The 21,680-nt window shown below is 45.8% G+C and carries 17 protein-coding genes; 3 read left to right on the top strand and 14 right to left on the bottom strand.

Going from position 1 to position 21,680, the window contains the following annotated elements; translation table 11 throughout:
• Positions 1–102: 102 nt before the first annotated feature.
• The 7 genes from FYJ57_RS00555 to FYJ57_RS00525 all read right to left on the bottom strand — a co-directional run bounded on the left by FYJ57_RS00555 (position 103) and on the right by FYJ57_RS00525 (position 7,225).
• Positions 103–3,204, bottom strand: coding sequence for a glycoside hydrolase family 2 TIM barrel-domain containing protein (locus tag FYJ57_RS00555; protein ID WP_154431134.1), 3,102 nt, complete (start codon positions 3,202–3,204; stop codon positions 103–105).
• Positions 3,205–3,223: 19 nt separating this feature from the next.
• Complete coding sequence (locus tag FYJ57_RS00550; RefSeq protein WP_154431133.1) at positions 3,224–4,294, bottom strand: LacI family DNA-binding transcriptional regulator; 1,071 nt, start codon at positions 4,292–4,294, stop codon at positions 3,224–3,226.
• A gap of 263 nt (positions 4,295–4,557) precedes the next feature.
• Positions 4,558–4,983: a hypothetical protein gene (locus tag FYJ57_RS00545; RefSeq protein ID WP_205839874.1), complete on the bottom strand. Its 426-nt coding sequence runs from the start codon at positions 4,981–4,983 to the stop codon at positions 4,558–4,560.
• Positions 4,984–4,993: 10 nt separating this feature from the next.
• Entirely contained in the window at positions 4,994–5,200 is a 207-nt protein-coding gene (locus FYJ57_RS00540; RefSeq protein ID WP_154431132.1) for a hypothetical protein, read from the bottom strand.
• Between the two features lie 38 nt (positions 5,201–5,238).
• Complete coding sequence (locus tag FYJ57_RS00535) at positions 5,239–5,676, bottom strand: PfkB family carbohydrate kinase (RefSeq protein ID WP_154431131.1); 438 nt, start codon at positions 5,674–5,676, stop codon at positions 5,239–5,241.
• A 122-nt stretch (positions 5,677–5,798) separates the two neighbouring features.
• Positions 5,799–5,957 carry a hypothetical protein gene (locus tag FYJ57_RS00530; RefSeq protein ID WP_154431130.1) on the bottom strand — a complete coding sequence of 53 codons (159 nt, stop codon included), beginning with the start codon at positions 5,955–5,957 and terminating at the stop codon, positions 5,799–5,801.
• Positions 5,958–6,019: 62 nt separating this feature from the next.
• Positions 6,020–7,225, bottom strand: a complete 1,206-nt coding sequence (locus FYJ57_RS00525; RefSeq protein WP_154431129.1) for an AI-2E family transporter — start codon at positions 7,223–7,225, stop codon at positions 6,020–6,022.
• Between the two features lie 372 nt (positions 7,226–7,597).
• Here FYJ57_RS00525 and FYJ57_RS00520 point away from each other — a divergent pair, with 372 nt between their 5' ends.
• Positions 7,598–8,995 (top strand): MATE family efflux transporter, encoded by a 1,398-nt coding sequence (locus FYJ57_RS00520; protein WP_154431128.1) that lies wholly within the window; start codon positions 7,598–7,600, stop codon positions 8,993–8,995.
• 125 nt (positions 8,996–9,120) lie between these two features.
• On the opposite strand, the gene FYJ57_RS00515 is transcribed toward FYJ57_RS00520, so the two are convergent.
• The 5 genes from FYJ57_RS00515 to FYJ57_RS00495 all read right to left on the bottom strand — a co-directional run bounded on the left by FYJ57_RS00515 (position 9,121) and on the right by FYJ57_RS00495 (position 16,819).
• On the bottom strand, positions 9,121–9,891 hold the full coding sequence (locus FYJ57_RS00515) for a TatD family hydrolase (protein ID WP_154431127.1): 771 nt from the start codon (positions 9,889–9,891) through the stop codon (positions 9,121–9,123).
• A gap of 15 nt (positions 9,892–9,906) precedes the next feature.
• Complete coding sequence (metG, locus tag FYJ57_RS00510) at positions 9,907–11,859, bottom strand: methionine--tRNA ligase (RefSeq protein ID WP_154431126.1); 1,953 nt, start codon at positions 11,857–11,859, stop codon at positions 9,907–9,909.
• A gap of 437 nt (positions 11,860–12,296) precedes the next feature.
• The gene (locus tag FYJ57_RS00505; protein ID WP_022170865.1) at positions 12,297–13,013 is read right to left on the bottom strand and encodes a phosphatase; all 717 of its coding nucleotides are present in this window, start codon (positions 13,011–13,013) and stop codon (positions 12,297–12,299) included.
• 310 nt (positions 13,014–13,323) lie between these two features.
• Positions 13,324–15,897: a YfhO family protein gene (locus FYJ57_RS00500; protein ID WP_154431125.1), complete on the bottom strand. Its 2,574-nt coding sequence runs from the start codon at positions 15,895–15,897 to the stop codon at positions 13,324–13,326.
• Positions 15,884–16,819, bottom strand: coding sequence for a glycosyltransferase family 2 protein (locus FYJ57_RS00495; RefSeq protein ID WP_154431124.1), 936 nt, complete (start codon positions 16,817–16,819; stop codon positions 15,884–15,886). The genes FYJ57_RS00500 and FYJ57_RS00495 overlap by 14 nt, the downstream gene beginning before the upstream one ends.
• A 294-nt stretch (positions 16,820–17,113) precedes the next feature.
• Between FYJ57_RS00495 and FYJ57_RS00490 the strand changes: the two genes are divergently transcribed.
• Positions 17,114–17,827 carry a response regulator transcription factor gene (locus tag FYJ57_RS00490; protein WP_154431123.1) on the top strand — a complete coding sequence of 238 codons (714 nt, stop codon included), beginning with the start codon at positions 17,114–17,116 and terminating at the stop codon, positions 17,825–17,827.
• Positions 17,820–19,223: a histidine kinase dimerization/phospho-acceptor domain-containing protein gene (locus FYJ57_RS15715; protein WP_154431122.1), complete on the top strand. Its 1,404-nt coding sequence runs from the start codon at positions 17,820–17,822 to the stop codon at positions 19,221–19,223. The genes FYJ57_RS00490 and FYJ57_RS15715 overlap by 8 nt, the downstream gene beginning before the upstream one ends.
• Before the next feature lie 111 nt (positions 19,224–19,334).
• Here the strand turns inward: FYJ57_RS15715 and FYJ57_RS00480 are convergent, their stop codons facing one another.
• On the bottom strand, positions 19,335–20,618 hold the full coding sequence (locus tag FYJ57_RS00480) for a dicarboxylate/amino acid:cation symporter (RefSeq protein ID WP_154431121.1): 1,284 nt from the start codon (positions 20,616–20,618) through the stop codon (positions 19,335–19,337).
• Positions 20,618–21,463 (bottom strand): dTDP-4-dehydrorhamnose reductase, encoded by an 846-nt coding sequence (rfbD, locus tag FYJ57_RS00475; protein WP_154431120.1) that lies wholly within the window; start codon positions 21,461–21,463, stop codon positions 20,618–20,620. Before rfbD ends, FYJ57_RS00480 begins: the two co-directional genes overlap by 1 nt.
• Positions 21,464–21,680 lie beyond the last annotated feature (217 nt).

Raw genomic sequence — 21,680 nt, 5'->3', positions numbered from 1 at the left:
CTTCAGACACCCGTTTTATTATGCTTTGTTTATAAATATGACTATGCTTCTATTTGCCGAATTTGGCTTTCATTTCCTCCTTCCATCTTTTCCCTTCCTTTCTTACTTTCTTCTGTATTGCTCGGCCCGCTCTGCCAGCGATTCCTTCCCGGTTCCGAAAATCTTCCAGGTAAATGTAAACGGTTCCGGATACAGTTTATCTTTTTCCAGACACTCGGCACCCCAGCTTGCACTTCCCAGACCATGCTGTGCATAATCAACAGATAATTGGATATTTTCCGTTCTGTGAAGTTCATTTGTATGTGTCGCCTGTGTCAGGTTTTCCTGTGTATAATGTAATGCTCCAAAAGAGAATTCTTTATCCGATGCGATACAGATTCCGTTACCCGCCTCTGTCACAAACGCAGCCCAGCGAGTATCCTCATGATTACCTGTCTCCTGAGGCAGTACATAAGGGAAATAGAAATCTTCCACGTTCTTCTCCCAGCAGCCTATCGCGTTGCCTTCTTTACAGTCCGGATATGTTTCCAGAGGTCCTCTTCCGTACCAGACTGCCTGTTCACAGGCTTTATCCAGCACAAACCGCATACCGATCCGCGGAAAACTCTCCGGAAGCTGCACACCGGTTGGCACTCCGTGATAACTCATGGTTATAAGACCATCTGCCTGAATGTGATATTCAGCCTTCACAATGATTTTCCAGTCAACCGTTATCGGTGCATAGATCTGTGAAACGGAGATAACCACTTCCTGTTTCTTCTCCTCTACCGTCACCTTTTCAACAAGGTTTGTCATGGCTTTCAACATCGCTTTTTCCCAGATTTCAGCCACATTCTTGTCATTGTCAACAGGTGCTCTCCAGAAGTTCAGCCCCAGTCCTTTGCAGATTAACCGTTCGCCATTCAATGTATAACCACTTAAATATCCATGAACCCGGTCAAACTCGGCAGTAAAATTCTGGCCTTCCACATAAATAATTCCTGATTTCTCCACCATATGCAGTTCTCCGGAGCTTCCGTTATCTGCCGGCTCTTTCACTGTCTTCCGAACTGCTTTATTGAGACATTCCTGATGGAACGCAACCTCATGATGAGCTTCCTCAGACCAGATCTGTTTTTCTTTGTAACATACTGTGATCGTCAGCCAGATATCCTGTTCATCGCACCATGCTCCTGACTCTGCAGAATCATATACCGTGATGCGTTTGCATCCATGTGGTGCTACCTCACTCAGATCCACCTTACCTTCCAGCAGAATTCCCTGCAGTGTATGAACCTTGAATGTACCTTCAAGATGAGACAGGTCAGTAAAATCATATTTATTGCAAACTGTAATTTCACCTGTGGTTTTATCAAAATCGATAAATGTTACCGGCTCCATTACTTTTTTTACCTGTAAAATACCTGGCGTCGGTCTTCTGTCTGCCTGGATCAGTCCATCACAACAAAATGCCCCACTGTTTGGATAATCCCCGTAATCTCCGCCATATGTATAGTAAGCTTTGCCGTTGCTGTCATATTTTTTAATACCGTGATCAACCCACTCCCAGATAAAACCGCCCTGCAGCCTTGGATATCGTTCAAATATTTTCCAGTATTCTTTTAATCCTCCCGGGCCATTTCCCATTGCATGTGCGTACTCGCATACTACATGAGGTTTCTTCTTTGCAGTGTCTCTTCCCAGGATCTCCAATGCCTTATGTCTGGTATACATGGTACTGTACACATCAGCTATAGAAGCATCCCTGTCTTCCTCGTAATGAACCAGTCTGGTTGGATCATACTCTTTTATAAATCTTCCGCTGGCTACAAAGCTGCTTCCGAATCCTGATTCGTTTCCCAGTGACCAGAACAGAATACTTGGATGGTTCTTATCCCTTCTTACCATACGTTCCGCACGATCCACATAGCTTTTTTCCCAGATCGTATCATCACTGATCTTATTCATGTTTTTGGTATAAGCCATCTGGTTACACTCCAGATCAGCTTCCTCCATCACATAAAGTCCAAGACGGTCACACATATCCAGAAAATCAGGATGTGGCGGGTAATGCGAGGTTCGTACTGCATTGATATTGTTCTGTTTCATCAGATACAGATCAGCCAGCATATCCTCTTTTGTAATGCATCGTCCTGTATTTTCATTCCAGTCATGTCGGTTTACTCCTTTTAATTTGATAGCCTTTCCATTTACCAGGAATAATCCGTCTTTTACACAAATATTTCTGAATCCTGTCCACTCTCCATAGGATTCCAGAACTTCTCCCTGTTTCTTCAGGGTAAGGATCACCCGATATAACTCAGGGTGTTCTGCTGACCAGGGTTTTATATTCTCCAGAATTACCTCTGTCACATATTCTGTCTCGCCTTTTTTACCACTTATCTCGCGGCTCTCACTGAAGATGACCTGTTCGCCGTCCATTACTTCCATCTCAACAGTAAGTGCCGTCTCATCCTCCGTATGATTTTCAAACACTGCATCCAGGCAAATCTTTCCGGTCGCCTCCTTCTGTTCCATAACCAGATCAGATACGATACGCCAGTCCAGCATATGATGTTTCGGTCTCCGGATCAGAGATACATCTCTGATAATTCCGGCAAACCACCACATATCCTGATTTTCCAGATAACTGCCATCACTGAATTTGTAGACAATCACCGCCAGCACGTTTTCCCCATCCTGTAATGCTTCTGTCACATCAAATTCAGCTGTGTTACGAGGCCCCTGGCTGTATCCTATGAATGTACCGTTGAGCCATACGTGATAAGCACTTTCAACCCCGTCAAACCTCAGGATATATTCCCTGTCTTTTTGTTTCTCCTCCTGAAATGTGTACCGGTAAACACCCGTAGGATTGTCCGCCTGTATGCCCGGATTATCCAGAATCGGGAACAATGCTATCGCATCATTATAATGTGGATAATCATAACCATTCAGCTGCCAGTGTCCGGGAACCGGCATCATGCCAAACTCCCGATCGTCATATTCCTTCTCCATACATGTGTCAGGAACATAAAACGGTGACTCATAATAAGCAAATTTCCACTGTCCGTTCAACAGACGGTAATTGGAACATTCTTCTCTTCTTCCCTGTCTTGCCGATTCCTTATTCGGATAACCACAATAAAACGGTCTGACCGGAAGACGATTTCTTCCAAGGACCTCTATGTTACTCCAATCCATGTGTTTGTATACGTATTCCATATCTTTCCCCTTTCTACTTTTATTCAGGGCAACTTTCCCTGAGAATCAACTGATTTGGTACAATGATTTTTAAACCTTGTTCTCTTTTCGTGTAAAGACATTCCATCAATGTCTTTGCTGCCATCATTCCGACCAGGTCATTATGTGACTTCACAGTGGAAAGCCCAGGAGTTACAAAGGATGCCACCTGATCATCGTTACACCCGACAATCGCCACATCACCCGGAACAGAAATTTTCTCTTCTTTCAAAGCTTTCAGAAAACCGATAGCCATGGTATCGTTTTCCACAAATACCGCTCGTGGAAGCCTTCCTTTTCGGATAATTTCTTTTCCCAGCTCATATCCAAACTGTGTGTGATTGGATGGACACAGGTAGATATTTTTCTCATCATACTTTCCAAGGCTTTTCATAATCTGCCAGAAATAAAGAAAACGTTCATCTCTGTGAATCTTGCCATTCGCTTCCAGCCCGTATGTCCCCATATATCCGATAGAATCAAATCCTTTTTTCAGGAAAATATTTATAACTTTCTTTACTGCCTGTTTGAAATCGTTTATCACGCAATCAGCTGTAAGCGATCCATCTTTCAGGTGAAAGTCCGCACATACCACCGGCAATCCGGAATCCAGAACAGCCTGTCTGAACACCTTCTTTTGATACCAGAGTGTGGAATATCCTACAAAGATCAACCCCTGATAATCGGATATCTTCGATGCATTGGTATCCAGCATAGATTCAAAGACCTCTTTTACTTTGAACCCGTTTTTTTCAAGTTCCATCTTTATATTCACGCGGATAATCTGATAAAATTTATCTTCCACTTCTTCTTCCTCGCCATACAAAAGCATAACTCCTATGGTTCCTCTTGCACCTTGAATGGCTGAGTATTCAAAACATTTGTTGTATCCCAGTTCGCCTGCCGCCTCCAGAATCCTTTCCCTTGTCTTCTGAGATACAGAAAAGGTAGTGTCATTTTTCAGAACTCTGGATACAGATGCTGCAGATACCCGGCTCTCCGGGCGACATCTCGTATTGTAGCCATATTCCCACCTCTTGATTAACTTCACACACATCGTCTGACTGTACATTTACCTCCGATGTGATTTAGTTAATATTTCTTTTTATTTAGTAAATTTATTTCCATTCCTTATACCATCACATTACTTGAAATAATAAGATTTGTCAACAATATAATTGGTTATTCTTCTGTTTTTTTGTGTATAATACATATTTTTATCACTTTTGTATAATTTATCATACCTGTTATTTAGTAAATTTACATAAAGAAAATGGACTGTTTTTTGATAAAACAGTCCATTTTCTTTCGTCTTTAGTAAATTTATTTACCAAATTAATATTCAACAACCCCATAATATCTGCGGTCATCCGGATTATGATCTCTTACTATCGAAAAATAATAGCAGAACCATTCCAGCGGTACAAACATAACGAACGGTGCCAGATCATCATGAAGTCCCATAGCAAAGTCTGCATAATCCAGAACAATTGCTGTCCCCTTCCACTTCTCAACAAACTTAAGCGCTCTCTGTGTAATCACTCTGGAGGAATCTGTAGGAATCAAAAACAAAAACGGAACACCGGATTCCACAATCTCCAGAGGTTCATGACGGAATTCTCCCGCCTGTATCACCGCACCATGAGACCAGAGAAATTCCATTCCGGTAATAACACCTTCTTTATAAGCAAGAGGCACCATGGAGCTGGCGGATACAGTGTAGAATCCTTTCAGGTTACGAAGCGGTTTTGTCATTTCCATGGCTTTTGCCTCAAAGTTCTCGATATGATGTCCAAGCACTTCCGGCAGCGCTGGAACTTCCACATCCAATAAAGCAAACGCGTTCAACCTGGTTTTCTTTTATATATTCCAGCACAGGTGCTATCTTGGCATCTACTGCTTCCAAAAAATCTGCGACCTCTTTTTTCATCTCTGCTGTTACTAAAAAATGCACTTCTTCCTTGTTTAATTTTAACATGACCCTCTTCCTTTCTCTTTTTTATAATTATCTGTGTTCTACCAGGCTCCAAAATGGCTGATTGTGAGAGCTGCCTTCTTAGCTCCTGCCTCCATACACCTTTTTAACGGTTCACCTTCCAGTGCTTTGTTTAAAAATCCGGCCAGATATTGCAAATCCCCGTCAGACAACTGAAATCCTTCCAAAACATTCAGAAAATCTTCTCCGAATTTTCTGTCTCCATCCAGAAGTTCAATGTATGTAATAGCAGTTTTCCCCTGTTTTCTCTGCATGCGAACAGTTTCCACATCTTGTTCTTTCAGTTTTTCCTGCATCATATCCCCAAAATTGTCTGTGCCGATCCAGCCCAGATATGCTGCATCCATACCCAACTGTCGCCCGTAGGCAGCCACATTCACCGCATTTCCTCCGGGATATGCCCAGCCCTGCTTTTCGTAAAAATCCACACAGTTATCACCGATCGCTGCCAGTCTCATATTCTTTCTCCTTGCTCTTCTGTTTTATAATGCAGACTATACACAAACGAAGAGGGCACATCAAGACCATAAAAAAATATATCACCTCTGCATAATAAATAAAAGTTTACTCGTCTTTTTATTTAAAATTTTTCGTAACTGTTCAGTACCTTCACAGTGGCTACTGAATAGTTACAATTTTTCTTTGATATCAGCAGCGGTTCATCCACATGAATCGGCTTTGCTATATAATCATTCATTCCGGCTCCACAAGTAAAGCAGAGGGAGATAATCATAGCCAAACGCCGTGATTATCTCCCTCTGCTTTTCATTTTTCCGTTGAAAAAGGCCCAAATTTAGTTCTTTATATTTTATCTGTACTGGCAGTTTCTTTTTCTGTATATTCCTCTATATCTGTCGCTGTCACCTGTTTAATATGTCGTTTTTTCAGGCGCTGATACACAACTTTCCGAAAAATAGTATAGATCACTGACAGCAACGGAATAAAAACAAGCATACCTACAATCCCCATAAGATTTCCACCGATCGTAACTGCTGCCAGCACCCAGATTGACGGAAGTCCTACAGATTCGCCGACAACATGAGGATAAATCAGATTTCCCTCAATCTGCTGCAACACCAGAAATACTATTATGAATATAATTGCCTGCTTCGGGCTTACCATAAAGATTAAAAAACTTCCTACGGCACACCCGATAAAAGCACCAAAAATAGGAATCAATGCTGTAAATGCAATCAGAACTCCGATCAAAAGTGCATACGGCATTCTCAAAATGCTCAGCGTAACAACAAACATACAGCCGAGAATCACAGCTTCCAGACACTGGCCTGTAAGAAAGTTTGCGAATGTCCGATACGTCAGAGAACAGACTTTAAGAAATGCATCTGCTTTTTGTTTTGGAAGAAAAGCAAAAAGTACTTTTCTGATCTGTACATGCAGCTTTTCTTTCTGAAAAAGGACATAGCAGGCAAAGGAAAAAGCAATGAAAAAGGTTGCCAGTCCGCTGACTACGGATCCCACCGCTGACACTGTTGTATTCATCATGTTTCCCGCACCATTTCCAAGCAGACTTATTCCCCACCTGATTGCCTGATCCGGTTTAAACTGCACCTGATCTACCAGCTTCATAATTTCCCGGTTATCATGAAAAAAATCGCGGATCCAGATTTTAATCTGCGGAATAAAATCTGTGATATTTATCATCAAACTTCCCATTGTCTTCGTAAGCTGAGGAATCACGCCAATCATCACCAGTGCGATCACGCCAACCACCAATACGATCGTGAGAAGCAGGCTGACCGGTCTTGCCAGTTTTCTCGCTGCCTTATTTTCTTTTTTTATATTTTCAAAAATTTTCTTTTCCAAAAAACTCATTGGCACGTTGATCACAAATACAATCGCTCCACCAAGTATAAACGGAAATATAATCTGCCCTATTGTTTTCAGCACATCAAGTACTACATCAAACTTCCACAGGGCAACAACAAGAAGTGCTGTAAACACAATAAGTTCCCGTATTTTTTTTATAGATAAATCACCCAAATCCATTATCTTTCTCCTCTTTTGTCTTATATGTACTCCCGGAATTTTTCCGGATAGTTACAAAAAATCACATAAAAAAACTCTTATTGCATATCAAATACTGCAATAAAAGTCTCACCATTTTCCTGAAGTACCGGATGGCTCCACCGTACTGACGACACTACAAACGCAGATTTCCAAACATAGGTTACTCCTTTTAATTAGGTTTGATTGTACAATAATCCCTGTCTCCTTGTCAATATTCATTTTTTTGAATATATACCAAAAAACGTTTGGTCTTCCACCTTATAACGAGTTATACTATGAGTATGAAGAGAGCCAGTTTTACCCAATACCGGTATCTGCCAAAATTTTACATCAAAAAGGAGTATAGCACTTATGACCATCAAAGAACTTTTCGCGCCGTCCGATATGACGGTAGGAAAACCCTGGGAGAAGATTGTAATTTTTACGATCCCCATGCTGATCGGCAATATCGCTCAGCAGCTTTACAACACCGTAGACAGTATTGTCATCGGAAAATACGTGGGCGACAACGCCCTGGCGGCAGTAGGAAGCGCCAGCCCGATTCTGAACCTGCTTCTGGTACTTTTTGTAGGAATCTCCGTAGGTGCCGGCGTTATGGTATCTCAGTATTTTGGTGCAAGACAACGGGAAGAGCTGTCCATGACGATCGGTAACTGCGTCACACTGACCGCAATTTCTTCCCTGATCATTATGTTTCTGGGAGCCGTTCTCTCGCGGCCGCTTCTGGAACTTCTGAACACGCCCGACTCGATCATTGACTGGTGCACCTCGTATCTGGTCATTCTGATGGTGGGATGTATAGGATGTGCATATTATAATATTTTATGTGGTATCCTGCGTGGACTCGGCGATTCTATCTCGGCACTGATCTACCTTCTGGTGGCAACTGTCCTGAATATCATTCTGGATATCGTCTTCGTTTCCCGCTTTCAGATGGGTGTCGCCGGTGTCGCCTATGCAACCGTCATCGCACAGGCAGTATCCGCTATCCTCTGTTTCTGGAAACTGCTGCGGATGACAGATATCTTTAATTTCAAATTCCGCCATCTGAAGATGAAAAAGAAATATACATTGGAGATCATCCGGCTGGGACTCCCCTCCGGCATCACCCAGGCCATCTTTTCCATGGCCATGGTTATCGTACAGTCTCTGACGAACAGTTTCGGCGAGATGGTCATCGCAGCCAATGTCATCATCATGCGTGTGGATGGTTTTGCGATGATGCCGAACTTCTCTTTCGGAACTGCCATGACGACCTACGCCGGACAGAATGTGGGCGCACATCGCATGGACCGTGTGGAGCAGGGAGCCCGTCAGGGAACCGCCATTGCACTGGGAACCTCCGCGGTGATCACTCTTCTGATCCTGGTCTTCGGCAAAAACCTGATGGCAATCTTTACCGATACTTCGGAACTGGTAACTCTCAGTGCCAACATGATGAAGATACTCGCCGTTGGCTACCTTGCCATGGCCATCACCCAGTCCCTCTCCGGCGTCATGCGTGGAGCAGGTGATACCATGACCCCCATGTGGATCTCCATGATCACCACCGTTGTGATCCGTGTGCCTCTGGCTTACGGTCTTGCTTTCCTCACCAGAACCCCGGAACTTCCAAACGGAAGATATCAGGTGCTCTGGATCTCTCTGCTGGTATGCTGGTGTATGGGTGCGCTGCTGACATTCCTCTTCTACAAAAAAGGAAACTGGAAGAAAAAAGCACTGACAGCCGATGGTAATTCCGATCAGTAACCGAATCTGCAGCTGCCATATAAAACAACAAAAACGGATACCGAAATAATTTTAACCATTCGCTATCCGTTTTTGCTGCATTGCATATCAATAATTGATCCGGTGGATCAATTTTGATTTTCTCTTTATTTCACTTTTGAAAAGACCCGGAAACTGTTCTTCCAGGTGATCTCTTCTACCTCTTCCCGGGATACTCCCTTGATCTCGGCAATTTTTTCCACTACATACGGAATATTCAGCGAAGAATTTCGCTTCCCGCGGTTCGGAACCGGTGCAAGGTACGGGCTGTCCGTCTCTAAGAGCAGAGATTCCAGTGGAGCATATTCAACCACTTCCACCAGCTTCCTTGCATTCTTAAAGGTCAGTACACCACCGATGCCGAGGGAAAGCCCCATATCCAGGTATTCCCGTGCCATCTCTTTTCCGTATGAAAAGCAGTGCACCACACCGCCGATATCCCCGGCATGAAGCCGTTTCATGGTATCCAGCGTATCTTTTGCCGCATCACGGCTGTGGATGATAAACGGGAGTTTCTCTTCCCGTGCTACCTCCAGCTGCCGCTCGAACCAGCAGATCTGTTTTTCGTGGTTTTCTTTATCCCAGTAATAGTCCAGACCGATCTCGCCTACAGCCACCGTCTTTTCCATCTGGCAGATCTGATGCATCCGTCGAATCTTCTCTTCGTCCAGTGCTCCCACATCATCCGGATGGGCACCCACCGCACCATAGATATATGGGTATCGTTCCATCAGATCCAGAGTACGGTTCCAGCCTTCTACTTCCGCGCATACATTGATCACTCTGCCGATGCCCTGCGCAGGCAGGGCATCCAGCAGTTCTTTTCTGTCTTCGTCAAAAGCCTCATCATCATAATGTGCATGACTTTCAAATATCATGTCGATTCACACTTTCTAGCAGATCTCTGCACCTGCAGGCATCTTCTTTTCCGGAACCATCAAAGAGAGGTTTCCGTCCGCATCTTCTGCACATAACAGCATACCTTCAGAAAGTACGCCTGCCAGTTTTGCAGGTTTCAGGTTCACCAGAACCATGACTTTCTTTCCTACCATCTCTTCTGCGGTATAGTGTCCTTTGATACCGGATACGATCTGTTTTACCTGACTGCCGATCTTCACCTGAGAGCACAGCAGTTTTCTTGATTTTTTCACTTCTTCGCAGGCGATGATCTCACCAACCTGGAACTGCATTTTTCCGAAATCATCGAAGGTGATCTCTTCTTTTGCATCGATATCAACCACCGGCTCTTCCGGTACTTCCGGTTTTGCCTGTGCAGCTTTCATGGCTTCTACTTTTTCCAGAATTTCTTTCAGATCCAGACGCTGGAACAGGATCTCCGGTTTGTCTGTTACTTTATTTCCTGACGGATACAGACCGAACTGATCCAGTTCTTCGTAAGATCTCTTTTCTCCGTTTAACTGAGCCAGGATCTTTTCTGTGGTTTCCGGCATGAAGGATTCCAGCAGAGAAGCACCGATGGTGATACTTTCTACCAGGTTGTACAAAACTTCTGCCAGACGGTCTTTCTTCTCTTCGTCTTTTGCCAGTGCCCACGGCATGGTCTCGTCAATGTATTTGTTGCAGCGTTTGAACAGGTTGAAGATCTCTGTGATAGAATCCGCCACACGCAGGTCTTCCATCTTGGCAGCTACCTTTGCCCTGGTTCCTGTTACGACTGCTTTCAGATCAGCGTCTACGTCTTCTTCCACACCTGTTTTTGTTACCACACCGCCAAAATATTTGTTGGACATGGAGATGGTACGGTTTACCAGGTTACCCAGGGTGTTGGCCAGATCAGAGTTCAGTCTCTCTACCATCAGCTCCCAGGTGATCACACCGTCGTTTTCAAACGGCATCTCATGCAGAACGAAATAACGGACAGCATCTACACCGAAGAAGTCTACCAGATCATCTGCATAGATCACATTTCCTTTGGATTTACTCATCTTGCCATCGCCCTGTAACAGCCACGGATGACCAAATACCTGTTTTGGCAGAGGCAGATCCAGAGCCATCAGGAAGATCGGCCAGTAAATCGTATGGAAACGGATGATATCTTTACCGATCAGATGCAGGTCTGCCGGCCAGTTTTTGTTGAACAGTTCGGAACTGTTGCCGTCGCAGTCATAGCCGATACCGGTGATGTAGTTGGTCAGCGCATCCAGCCATACATAAGTTACATGTTTCGGATCAAAGTCTACCGGTATACCCCAGCTGAAGGAAGTACGGGATACACACAGATCCTGCAGTCCAGGAAGCAGGAAGTTGTTCATCATCTCGTTCTTTCTGGATACCGGCTGGATGAACTTCGGATGTTCGTTAATATATTTGATCAGGCGCGGAGCGTATTTACTCATTTTAAAGAAATATGCTTCTTCTTTTGCCGGTGTACACGGACGTCCGCAGTCCGGACATTTTCCGTCTACCAGCTGAGACTCCGTGAAGAAGGATTCGCACGGGGTACAGTACATTCCTTCGTAATGTCCTTTGTAGATATCTCCCTGATCGTAGAGTTTTTTGAAAATCTTCTGCACCTGTTTTTCATGGTCTGCATCTGTGGTACGGATAAATTTGTCATAAGATGTATTCATCAGATCCCAGATTCTCTTGATCTCTGTGGATACGTTGTCTACATATTCCTTCGGTGTGATGCCTGCTTCTTCGGCTTTCAGCTCGATCTTCTGACCGTGCTCATCCGTACCGGTCTGGAAGAATACATCGTATCCCTGCTGTCTTTTGAAGCGAGCGATACTGTCTGCCAGTACGATCTCGTAGGTATTACCGATATGGGGTTTGCCGGATGTGTAGGCAATCGCCGTTGTCATATAAAATTTTTCTTTTGCCATGTTTGGTTCCTCCTTGCTCACGCATACTATGAGAAACACGCTCCGCGAGTTTCTCAAGTTACCGCGGCAGTCGCCAAGGTCTCGTGCAAGCACGGACTTTGGCTCGTTGCTCGCGTAAAAAAACCGCCTTCTTACTGTTTGTAAGAAGACGGATATGATACCGTGTTACCACTTCTCTTCGTCTCTTTCTCACGAAAGAAACCTTGCCAAGTACTGCTATACTCTGCCGCTATAACAGGCGGATCCTGTCGCAGCCTAACCTTCCGGCTCGGTGCGCCTCTCAGAAGCCATCTTCCATTCACCTTGTCACTTCCCTCTCAGCCTCCGGGAATTCTCTGTAATGACAGTCGTGCATGTACTCTCTTCGTCACGGTGTTTTTGTTTATGACTATAGTTTATCGTAGCACATACGTTTGTATTTGTAAAGTCTGTAAATTTTACTTCTTCAGATATTTTTTCACTTCTTCTGCTGATCGGTTCAGCACCAGTTCTTCCGGAAAGTCCAGTTTTGTCAGCAGTTCTCTTGCCATATCGAATTCCCCGATCAGTGTATCAAAGTGGGCATCGCTGTCCATCACGACCGGTACCTGATATTTTTTGCAGTAGTTTAACATGATCGTATCGTTCTCTACCGCATGGATACGGCTGCAGCCGGGATCCATGGAATGGTTATTCAGTTCCAGGATCTTTCCGTATTCTTTTGCTCCCTGTACCAGTGCCTCGTAGTCCACTTCATATCTTCCGTCATCCGGATGACCAATGATATTGACGCATGGATTCTTCATGGCGTTCAGATACGCTTCCGTGTTCTCCTGACAGCTTCCCGGTTCCATGCACGGGGTATGCAGGCTGGCGATGATGATATCCAGCTTTTCCATAGTCTTCTGCGGAAGATCTACGGTTCCTTTCGCATCCAGAATATTGACCTCAGACCCCAGCACCAGTTCGATGCCATACAGTTCTCTCGGTACGATCCGCAGATTGTCAAAATAAAACAGATGACAGGTTCCCGGCATCTTCGGTGCATGTTCCGTGATTCCCAACAGCTCCAGCCCTTTATCGGAGGCTGCTTTTGCCATCTCTCTTAACGTGGAGTACGCGTGTCCGCTGACGATTGTATGAGTGTGTAAGTCCAGGACCGAATTGTATTTCATAATGATAATTCCTCTTTTCTCTGTTTGTTGCCACATAATTATAATGATGTTAAGATATCGGATTGTTCCGTACTTCGTACTCTCACAATCCTCAAAAACATTCGCAATCCGCTCATTTTTCTTCGAAAAATGGCTACTTACTCATGTTTTTGGCGGGCCCCAAGTTCAGAAATCTTCCTGCAAGCAAGCTTGCGTCAGATTTCAGACCTTTTGACCCTGATATCTTATCATGTTCCGGTCTTTTCTACAACCTGTCATACACACACGTTGTCCACATTTACCAACATTTATACCTGATTTTTTCCACATTTTACAGAACTTTATTCACACCGGAAGCATATTCTGCAACTTCTTCATCTGTCTCTTTCTCTGCTTTTCTGCGTTTCCCCGTCAGAAAACACATCACTCCCCACAAAAAGACCCCCAGCAGGCTGATCCATTTTCCCGTGGAAAGTCCCGGGGCGTGGTAGGTGATCGTCACCCAGTGCCCCCCGCTTACCATCCGGCAGCCCAGAAACGCCGTATTGACTTTCTCCGTCACGACCTCTCTCCCGTCCACTTTGATCTCCAGATGACTGTCGTACGGGATCGATGTGATCAGATAGCCGTCCTGCTCCATCTCGATACTGCCACTGATCTGGTTTCCCTTTGTTGCGTTCCGATCCGGTGTGAATGTGGACCGGTATAGAGAAGCATCTTCCAGTACCGTCGTATCACTGACATAGCTTTTCAGGTTACAGATCCGATAAGTTCCCGCACCGAACGTCACTTTTATCTTTTCCTGATCTGCGGAAAGTTTCATCAGATAAGTAAATGTCGTGTTGTCATTATAATACAGATGACTTTTTGCCGTCAGCTTATTTCTGATCCCGTTGATCACGATGCTCACATCCCGGTTCGGATGTCCATTTTCCACATCAAATTGCAGATACAGGATTCTCTCTTTTCCCGATGCATCTTCGTCAAGAGAAAGTGTGGCTTTCTGCTCTTTTTTTGTCTTAATCTTCCAGGAATCGTCTTCCTTTGTCACTCCCTGCTTCGCCGTAAACGTTACGTTTGTTTCCTGTATACCCTTCGTCTTTTCAACCCCTGTATCGGCGATCTTTTCATTTCCTGTTACCACATACTGCATCAGCATGGTCTGATTATACGGGAATTTCATGGCCTGATACGTTTTTTCCGCGATCACCCGATTCGTTCCGTAGATCACCGGCGCAGCCGCCTCCTGTACCTCCGTCGTGAAGTTCTCCCCGTCTTCACTCCGTCCGATCACATATTTGACTCCCATAAACTTCTGAAACAGCGGATTGGCCGAGGCGGACTGCATCAGTCCGTTTCGAAACGGCTGTTCCACCTGAAAGACATTGTTCCGAAACTTCTGATACGCTGTGTTATAGGCGGAAGAGTATACCGAAGTCGTCCACTGGCGCATATCCCAGATCCGGTTTACGTTGTCTTTTCGCTTCTTTGCAACTCCGCTTTGCTCCGTCCGGTACAGGCCGGTTTCTCCGTCCAGCGCATCACGCACGGCATCCTGCCAGGCACTGTCTGTGATCTCCTGATAATCTTCTTTCTGCACCAGATTGCCTGCCTTTCCGTTCACCACATGATTGATCAGCACCAGGCATACCAGCGCCGGAACCAGAAGCAGGAACGGGCGTTTCCACTTCTGAAAGATCAGAAAGAAGAAAAACAGTGCTGCGCTTTCGAACAGGATCAGCTGATAATTCTGCGCCCTCGATCCGTCCCCCTGCAGATAAAGTGCCAGCAGACTGACACCCACCGTACCGCCAAATATGAATGTTCCTTTCCATCTGCCTATTTCCCCGTTTTTCATACGGTTCAAAAACACTGCCGTAAGATAACAGAAAAATGGAAGAAACGGGATCAGTGATTTGTACCGCACATACAGCATCCCGTTAAATCCCCAGGCAAATACAGGAACCGTCAGAAGTGCCACGCAGACCACCGATACCACCCGCTCCCGGATCGATCCACACACGATCCCGCCAAGCAAAACCGCCACCAGAATAACCGTCAGCCCCGCGCTGTAAGTGCCGTACAGTGAACTGTCCAGCTGCAGATTCGGCATCAGCAGTTCTTTCAGATTCTGACTTTGGGAACTTCCGCTTCGCTGCAGGATCGCATATGCCGTAGGAATCAGCAGTACACCGGCTGAAAGTACCGCCACGATCATCGGAACCGGGAATCCGAACAGTTTTCTCTTTCGGATCCCTTTGGGATAACCGTACCAACCATATAAAAATATCGCTGCCATTCCCGCGATGCTGAAATAAAAACTGGTCAGAATCATCAGAAACACACCCAGGGTATACAGACCTGGTTTTCCTTTTTCCCAGTACCGATCCACACCCAGAAACGTCATCAGTAAGAATGGCATATACTGCACAAACATGATCTGATGACAGGACTGATAGATCATCGGTCCCGCCAGTAAAAACAGGACTGCCACGCCCTGCGCAATCTCTGTGGAAAATCCCCGTTTTTTCAGCCACCCGTACAGCAGGCAGACCGAAACCGCCAGACAGATCACACCGGCAGTCATCAGATAATCGCTCATTTTCATAAACGGAAGCAGATAAGCGATCAGCACGATCGGATTATACAGCCCATAATAGGAAAAATTGTAAATATTCTGCCCGCCGCCGATGTTCGCCGCGTATTCCGGAAAAAACTGTCCTGTCTGATAAAACTGCTGCCGGAAATACTCCGGGAACACGCTGTGCTGACTGATCCAGTCCATATTTGCCCCGAAGACACCGTATCTTCCGGCAAAAAACCAGCACGCTGCCACAGTCAGAACAGCCAGTACAGCGTAAGACGCCAGTCCGCAAATTTTCTCTTTTGCATTACTCTTTTTCATAACTGGAACTCCTTACGATATAGATCGGACGATGTTTGGATTCCAGATAGGTTTTCGAGAGATACTCTCCCATGATCCCCATGCAGAGCAGCTGGATGCCTCCCATAAACAGGATCACGCAGACCATCGAAGGCCAGCCCGCCACCGGATCGCCCCAGATCAGTGTCCGGATCACCAGAAACAATATCATTAAAAACGATACCCCGCAGAATACAACACCAAGCACTGCCGCCACCGATAAAGGAGCCACAGAAAAACCGGTTATCCCTTCCAGAGAATACTTAAACAGCTGGCGCAGAGACCATTTCGTCTCTCCCGCGCTGCGCTCTACATTTTCATATTCCAGCCATTCGGTTTTGAAGCCAACCCAGCTGAAGATTCCTTTCGAAAACCGGTTATACTCACTCATCTGCAACACGGCATCTACCATTTTCCGGCACATGATCCGATAGTCTCTCGCTCCGTACACCAGCTGTGTTTTTGAGATTTTGTTGATAAATTTATAGAAGTTTTCCGATAAAAACGAGCGGATCACCGGCTCCCCGGTTCGGTCGGAGCGTCTGGTAGCGACGCTGTCACAGGTTCCGTTTTTGACCATCTCATACATCTTCGGCAAAAGTTCCGGCGGATCCTGCAGATCCACATCCATCACCACCACATAATCTCCCTTTGCCTTACAGAGTCCCGCGTAGATGGCCGCTTCTTTTCCGAAATTTCTCGAAAAAGAAAGGTACTGGCAGCGCGCATCCTTCTCTGACAGTTTCTTCATCTCCGAAAGTGTCGCATCCTGTGATCCGTCATCCACAAAGATCAGTTCACAGTCCGCATCTATCGCATCCATCACCGGACACATATGTTCATAATAGATTGGTATGGTCTCTTCTTCGTTCCAACAGGGAACAATCACTGATATCAGGTTCATACTCTCACTCCTCTTTCCGTTTCAGAACGTATACTTATCCATTTTATTCCTTCGATTCAGCATTGTACCCCCTGTTTCTTAAAATTAACGAAAGATAAATCCTAAGATTTCTAAAGATTTTTTTACAATCTGTAAAATTCCTGTATAATGAGGAGCAGAAAGTTACCGGGCAACATCCGGTACCATGCAATTGCAAATGCAGAGTCTGGACTATCTATTTATGCCAAAACACCTCGCGGGATAGTGGCTACTGAATAGTTACCAGAAGTTTTACGAAAAAGCGGAGGAAAACACATGGAGCAGCAAACCACACAGGTTCTTGTCGTAGACGACAACCCGGAAATTCGTGATATCATACATGTTTTACTGGAAGGGGAAGGTATCCGGGTGACAGAGGCTTCCGATGGCAGTTCAGCCCTTCATTTTCTGGAAAAAGACAGTTTTGATCTGATTATTCTCGATATCATGATGCCGGGGTTAAACGGGTACGAAACCTGCCAGAAGATCCGGCAGCTGACCAACGTACCGATCCTGTTTTTAAGCGCCAGGACTTCCGACAGCGATAAACTTATGGGCTTTTCCAGTGGCGGGGACGATTACCTTGCAAAACCCTTTTCCTATACGGAACTTCTCGGACGCACCAGAGCGCTGATTCGCCGTTACCGCATTTATCAGGGAAAATCCCCGACTGCCAGACAGTCAGCATCCAATCTGTTGACCTGCGGCGATCTGTGCCTGGATCCCCGGTCGGAAAAAGTAACTCTGAAGGGTCAGCCGGTAACTCTCACCTCCACCGAGTACCAGATCCTGAAGCTACTGCTTTCCAACCGCAGACAGATTTTCTCTCCACAGCGGCTCTATGAAGCAATCTGGGAGGAGCCTTACTATTACGGCGCCGGCAACACGATTACCGTCCATATCCGGAATCTGCGTCAGAAGATCGAACCGGATCCATCGAATCCGGTTTACATAAAAACCACATGGGGAAGGGGGTATCACTGTGATTAAGATCCGACATATCCGAACCAAACTGCTGTTGCTCCTTTTTGCCTCCGCACTGCTCTGCCTCGGTCTTTTTCATACCCTGTGGGCAAACAAATGGTACGTCCTTCACCTGGTCACAGAAACAAATCTTCCCATATCCCTCCCCATTCCGCAACTGGATGAAAATTTCTGGACCATGCTCGGAACAGAAGCTTTAAACTACGATATTCCTGATTCCGAAGCAGATACCGAAGCCGTAAAAAAACTACAGCCATTGTTTGATCAGCTGGATGATTACACCGGTCTCGCTATCTACGGTATGGAAGACGGTATCTACCGCGCCGGCCAGTATCCACGCTGTATGGATAAAGAACAGTTTCAGTCCTTCTTTGATATCGGATATCGTCTGACTGACGGGGTGATGGAGCAACAATATGAACGGAATACAAAGTTTAAAAATGGCTACGCAACCGTGATTGTCAACTTTTATCACAGTTCCGTATTTATCTTTCCTTACTTCCTGTTCTCTTTGTTTGTGTCGGTCGGTCTGTTCCTTCTGATCCTGCTGTTTTTTATCAACCGGAAAATGAAGCAGGTTGTGCTTTTAAAGCAGGAGATTCTTCGCATGTCCGCCGGTGATCTCTCCACTCCGCTTGTATCTTCCGGTGTCGACGAGATCGGTGTTCTCTCCCGGGAACTTGACCATCTCCGCCTCACCCTCGATCAGAATATCCGTCAGGAACAGGAAGCACACCAGTCCAACCGGGAACTGATCGCCGCCCTCTCCCACGATCTGCGCACACCGCTGACCGTTCTCCACGGGTATCTGGACATCCTGCAATTAAACCGCAATCCCGCCATGCAGAGTACTTATGTCGACCGCTGCCTGCAAAAAACCGATGATATCCGCAGGCTCACCGACCGGATGTTTGAATATGCGCTGGTGTACGACGCGTCCGAACCGGAACAGATCCGGATGATCTCTTTTTCGCTTTCCCGGCTTCTCGAACTTTTTCGGGAACAGATGGATTTTCTGGAACTTGCCGGGTTTCACACGGAGCTGCATTTTCCGGATGCTGGCACTTCCGACATTGCTTCGCCGGATGCACTTACGATCCGGGTTGATACGGAACTTTGCAAGCGGATCCTGAATAATCTGTTTTCCAATATTCTGAAATATGGCAGCAAACAGGAAACAGTCACGCTTTCCATGCAGCTTCCGCCGGAAATCAACAAAGATGCTGCGCTGTGTCTTGCCTTAAAAAATACTGTGAAACCGGAACATTCCGCAGTAGAAAGCAACCGCATCGGTCTCAAGAGCAGTACGCGGAATATGGAGCGGATGGGTGGAAAGCTTGTAGTTTTCCAGACAGATACGCTCTTCGAGGTAACGCTATCCTTCCCGGTCACCGCTCCGTAATCTCTGGCATCAGACACCTTTCATTCTTGATAAATTTTCACCTAAAAAAAGCACGAAACCATCGGATTTTCTGATTCCGACAGCTTCGTGCCTTTCTTTTTTGTTTTATTCTTAATCTCTGTTAAATACTTCTCTGTTCAGGCTGCCTTCCTGATGGCATACGATCGTTGTACATACAGCATCACCGGTGATGTTGACTGCGGTACGAATCATATCCAGGATACGGTCGATACCCATGATCAGGGCGATACCTTCGGTCGGAAGTCCTACGGAATTCAGTACCATCGCCAGAGTCACCAGACCAACGCTTGGCACACCGGCTGTACCGATAGATGCCAGAGTGGCAGTTACGACTACGGTTGCAAGGTTACCCATAGTAAGGGGAATGCCGTAGGCCTGAGCGATAAATACTACTGCCACGCCCTGCATGATGGATGTTCCGTCCATGTTAATGGTGGCACCCAGAGGGATAGTAAAAGAAGATATCTGCTTGGATACACCCATTTTCTTACTCAGTGTGTCGATGGACATAGGGATCGTCGCATTGGATGTTGCTGTGGAGAATGCAAATCCCATAACCGGCAGAAATTTCTTGATAAACTTGAATGGATTCAGTCTGGTGAAAACAAACAAAAGGATCTGATATACCACCAGACACTGGATCGCCAGAGCCAGAGTTACATTGCCCATATATTTTAACATCGGAGCAAATGCGGAGAAACCAACCGTTGCAAAGGTACGCGCGATCAGACAGAACACACCGATCGGTGCGACCTTCATGATCGCCATGGTCATCTCCATCATCACATCGTTAAACTGGCTGAAGAAGTTTGCTACAACCGAACCTCTGGTTCCCAGTTTTGCCAGCATGATACCGACAAACAGGGCAAATACGATGATCGGCAGCATATCGCCGTTCGCCATGGACTGTACCGGGTTTTTCGGGATGATATTTAACAGAGTATCCACCAGGCTGGTGGCTTCTGTAGTGGAAGATACGGTTCCTTTCTGAACAGCATCCATATCAAGACCCCGGCCCGGATTGATCAGCAGAGCACTTCCCAGGGCCACGCATACAGCCAGGGCTGTGGTTATCAGATAGAATCCGATGGTTTTTACACCAACTTTTCCAAGAGTCTTGGTATCTCCGATGGCCATACTTCCGCAGATCAGAGAGCAGAATACCAGAGGTACAACCAGCATCTGCATCAAACGGATGAATCCCTGTCCAACCACATAGAGAACCCCTTCTACGATGACGGTATCTTTGATATAACTGGAAGGAATCCAGTAATGGATCACAACTCCAAACAGAGCTCCGATCAGCAGCGCGATAAAGATCTGCGTAGACAGACCAATTTTCTTCTTTGTTTTTTCTGCAGTATTTTTTGCCATTATTCCAGCCCTCCTGTCTCATCCAGATATTCTTTCAGGGCTGCCTTCCAGTCTTTCGGCTCTTCGATGCCGGTCAGCCGAAGCATCATGTTGTCCAGAACGGAGTATGTCGGGCGCGCAGAATCCTCGATCACAACCGGATACAGATCCAGTTCTCCGGCTTTTCCGGAATACTCAAGAATCGTTCTTGCAAATTCATATCTGCTGCAGCTTCCCGGGCAGACCACATGGTACAGACCATACTCTTCATTATCAATAAAATAACGGATCACCTTCGCCAGTTCTTTCGCGCTGGTCGGCACCGCATACTGGTTGTTCGGCACTTCCATCGTCTTTCCCTGTCCCACATTGCGAAGCACTTCATCCACAAAATCTCTTCCGATTCCATAGATCCAGGAGCTTCGGATGATCACAAACCGGTTTAACAGCTGGGTTAAAATCTTTTCTCCCGCTTCTTTTGATTTTCCATAGATCGTTCTCGGATGCACATTGTCAAATTCATTATACGGAACCCGCGATTCCTTATCAAAGACATCATCAGTAGAAATCTGTATCACTTTCGCATTGACCTCATTGGCAGCCAGTGCCACATTTCTCACACCGATCGCATTGACACGATACGCTTCATCTACATTGTTTTCACATTCCTGTACATCGGTCAGGCCTGCGCAGTTGATCACAACATCCGGACGGTTGACATGTACAAACTGTGTAACCTCATCAATCTTTGTGATATCCACTTCCTCGATATCCGTCGGCAGCAACTGGTATTCCACGCCTTCAAGCAGATCGAGCAGTGCGGTTCCGATATGTCCCTCCGCACCGGTAATCCATATTTTCTTCATCTTGTTCCTCCCATTACTTTTCCGGGGTTTCCCTGAGAGATCTGAACATCTATAACTGCACGCACATGATTGTTGCAGATATTCAGACTGGTTGACAGTTTCCTGTTTCTTACGCTTCTTCATTGTGGTTTTCTTACAATCTCATCACGTAATCATTCTTGCCACAAAATCGCCTTTGCATACCATCCCCTCCGCAGAAGCTGTCACTGTCAGCTCC

The sequence above is a fragment of the Oliverpabstia intestinalis genome (genome assembly GCF_009696065.1).
Taxonomy (GTDB): domain Bacteria; phylum Bacillota; class Clostridia; order Lachnospirales; family Lachnospiraceae; genus Oliverpabstia; species Oliverpabstia intestinalis.
This window is presented reverse-complemented; position numbering and strand designations above follow the sequence as displayed.

Excerpts from the sequence above, each read along its gene's own strand:
- FYJ57_RS00505 (WP_022170865.1), bottom strand. The coding sequence starts at position 13,013 with ATGAAATACAATTCGGTCCTGGACTTACACACTCATACAATCGTCAGC.
- FYJ57_RS00550 (WP_154431133.1), bottom strand. The coding sequence starts at position 4,294 with ATGTACAGTCAGACGATGTGTGTGAAGTTAATCAAGAGGTGGGAATAT.
- rfbD (WP_154431120.1), bottom strand. The coding sequence starts at position 21,463 with ATGAAGAAAATATGGATTACCGGTGCGGAGGGACATATCGGAACCGCA.
- FYJ57_RS00540 (WP_154431132.1), bottom strand. The coding sequence starts at position 5,200 with ATGTTAAAATTAAACAAGGAAGAAGTGCATTTTTTAGTAACAGCAGAG.
- FYJ57_RS00480 (WP_154431121.1), bottom strand. The coding sequence starts at position 20,618 with ATGGCAAAAAATACTGCAGAAAAAACAAAGAAGAAAATTGGTCTGTCT.
- FYJ57_RS00490 (WP_154431123.1), top strand. The coding sequence starts at position 17,114 with ATGGAGCAGCAAACCACACAGGTTCTTGTCGTAGACGACAACCCGGAA.
- FYJ57_RS00515 (WP_154431127.1), bottom strand. The coding sequence starts at position 9,891 with ATGATATTTGAAAGTCATGCACATTATGATGATGAGGCTTTTGACGAA.
- FYJ57_RS00535 (WP_154431131.1), bottom strand. The coding sequence starts at position 5,676 with ATGAGACTGGCAGCGATCGGTGATAACTGTGTGGATTTTTACGAAAAG.
- FYJ57_RS00545 (WP_205839874.1), bottom strand. The coding sequence starts at position 4,983 with ATGGAAATGACAAAACCGCTTCGTAACCTGAAAGGATTCTACACTGTA.
- FYJ57_RS00525 (WP_154431129.1), bottom strand. The coding sequence starts at position 7,225 with ATGGATTTGGGTGATTTATCTATAAAAAAAATACGGGAACTTATTGTG.
- FYJ57_RS00520 (WP_154431128.1), top strand. The coding sequence starts at position 7,598 with ATGACCATCAAAGAACTTTTCGCGCCGTCCGATATGACGGTAGGAAAA.
- FYJ57_RS00500 (WP_154431125.1), bottom strand. The coding sequence starts at position 15,897 with ATGAAAAAGAGTAATGCAAAAGAGAAAATTTGCGGACTGGCGTCTTAC.
- FYJ57_RS00555 (WP_154431134.1), bottom strand. The coding sequence starts at position 3,204 with ATGGAATACGTATACAAACACATGGATTGGAGTAACATAGAGGTCCTT.
- FYJ57_RS00495 (WP_154431124.1), bottom strand. The coding sequence starts at position 16,819 with ATGAACCTGATATCAGTGATTGTTCCCTGTTGGAACGAAGAAGAGACC.
- metG (WP_154431126.1), bottom strand. The coding sequence starts at position 11,859 with ATGGCAAAAGAAAAATTTTATATGACAACGGCGATTGCCTACACATCC.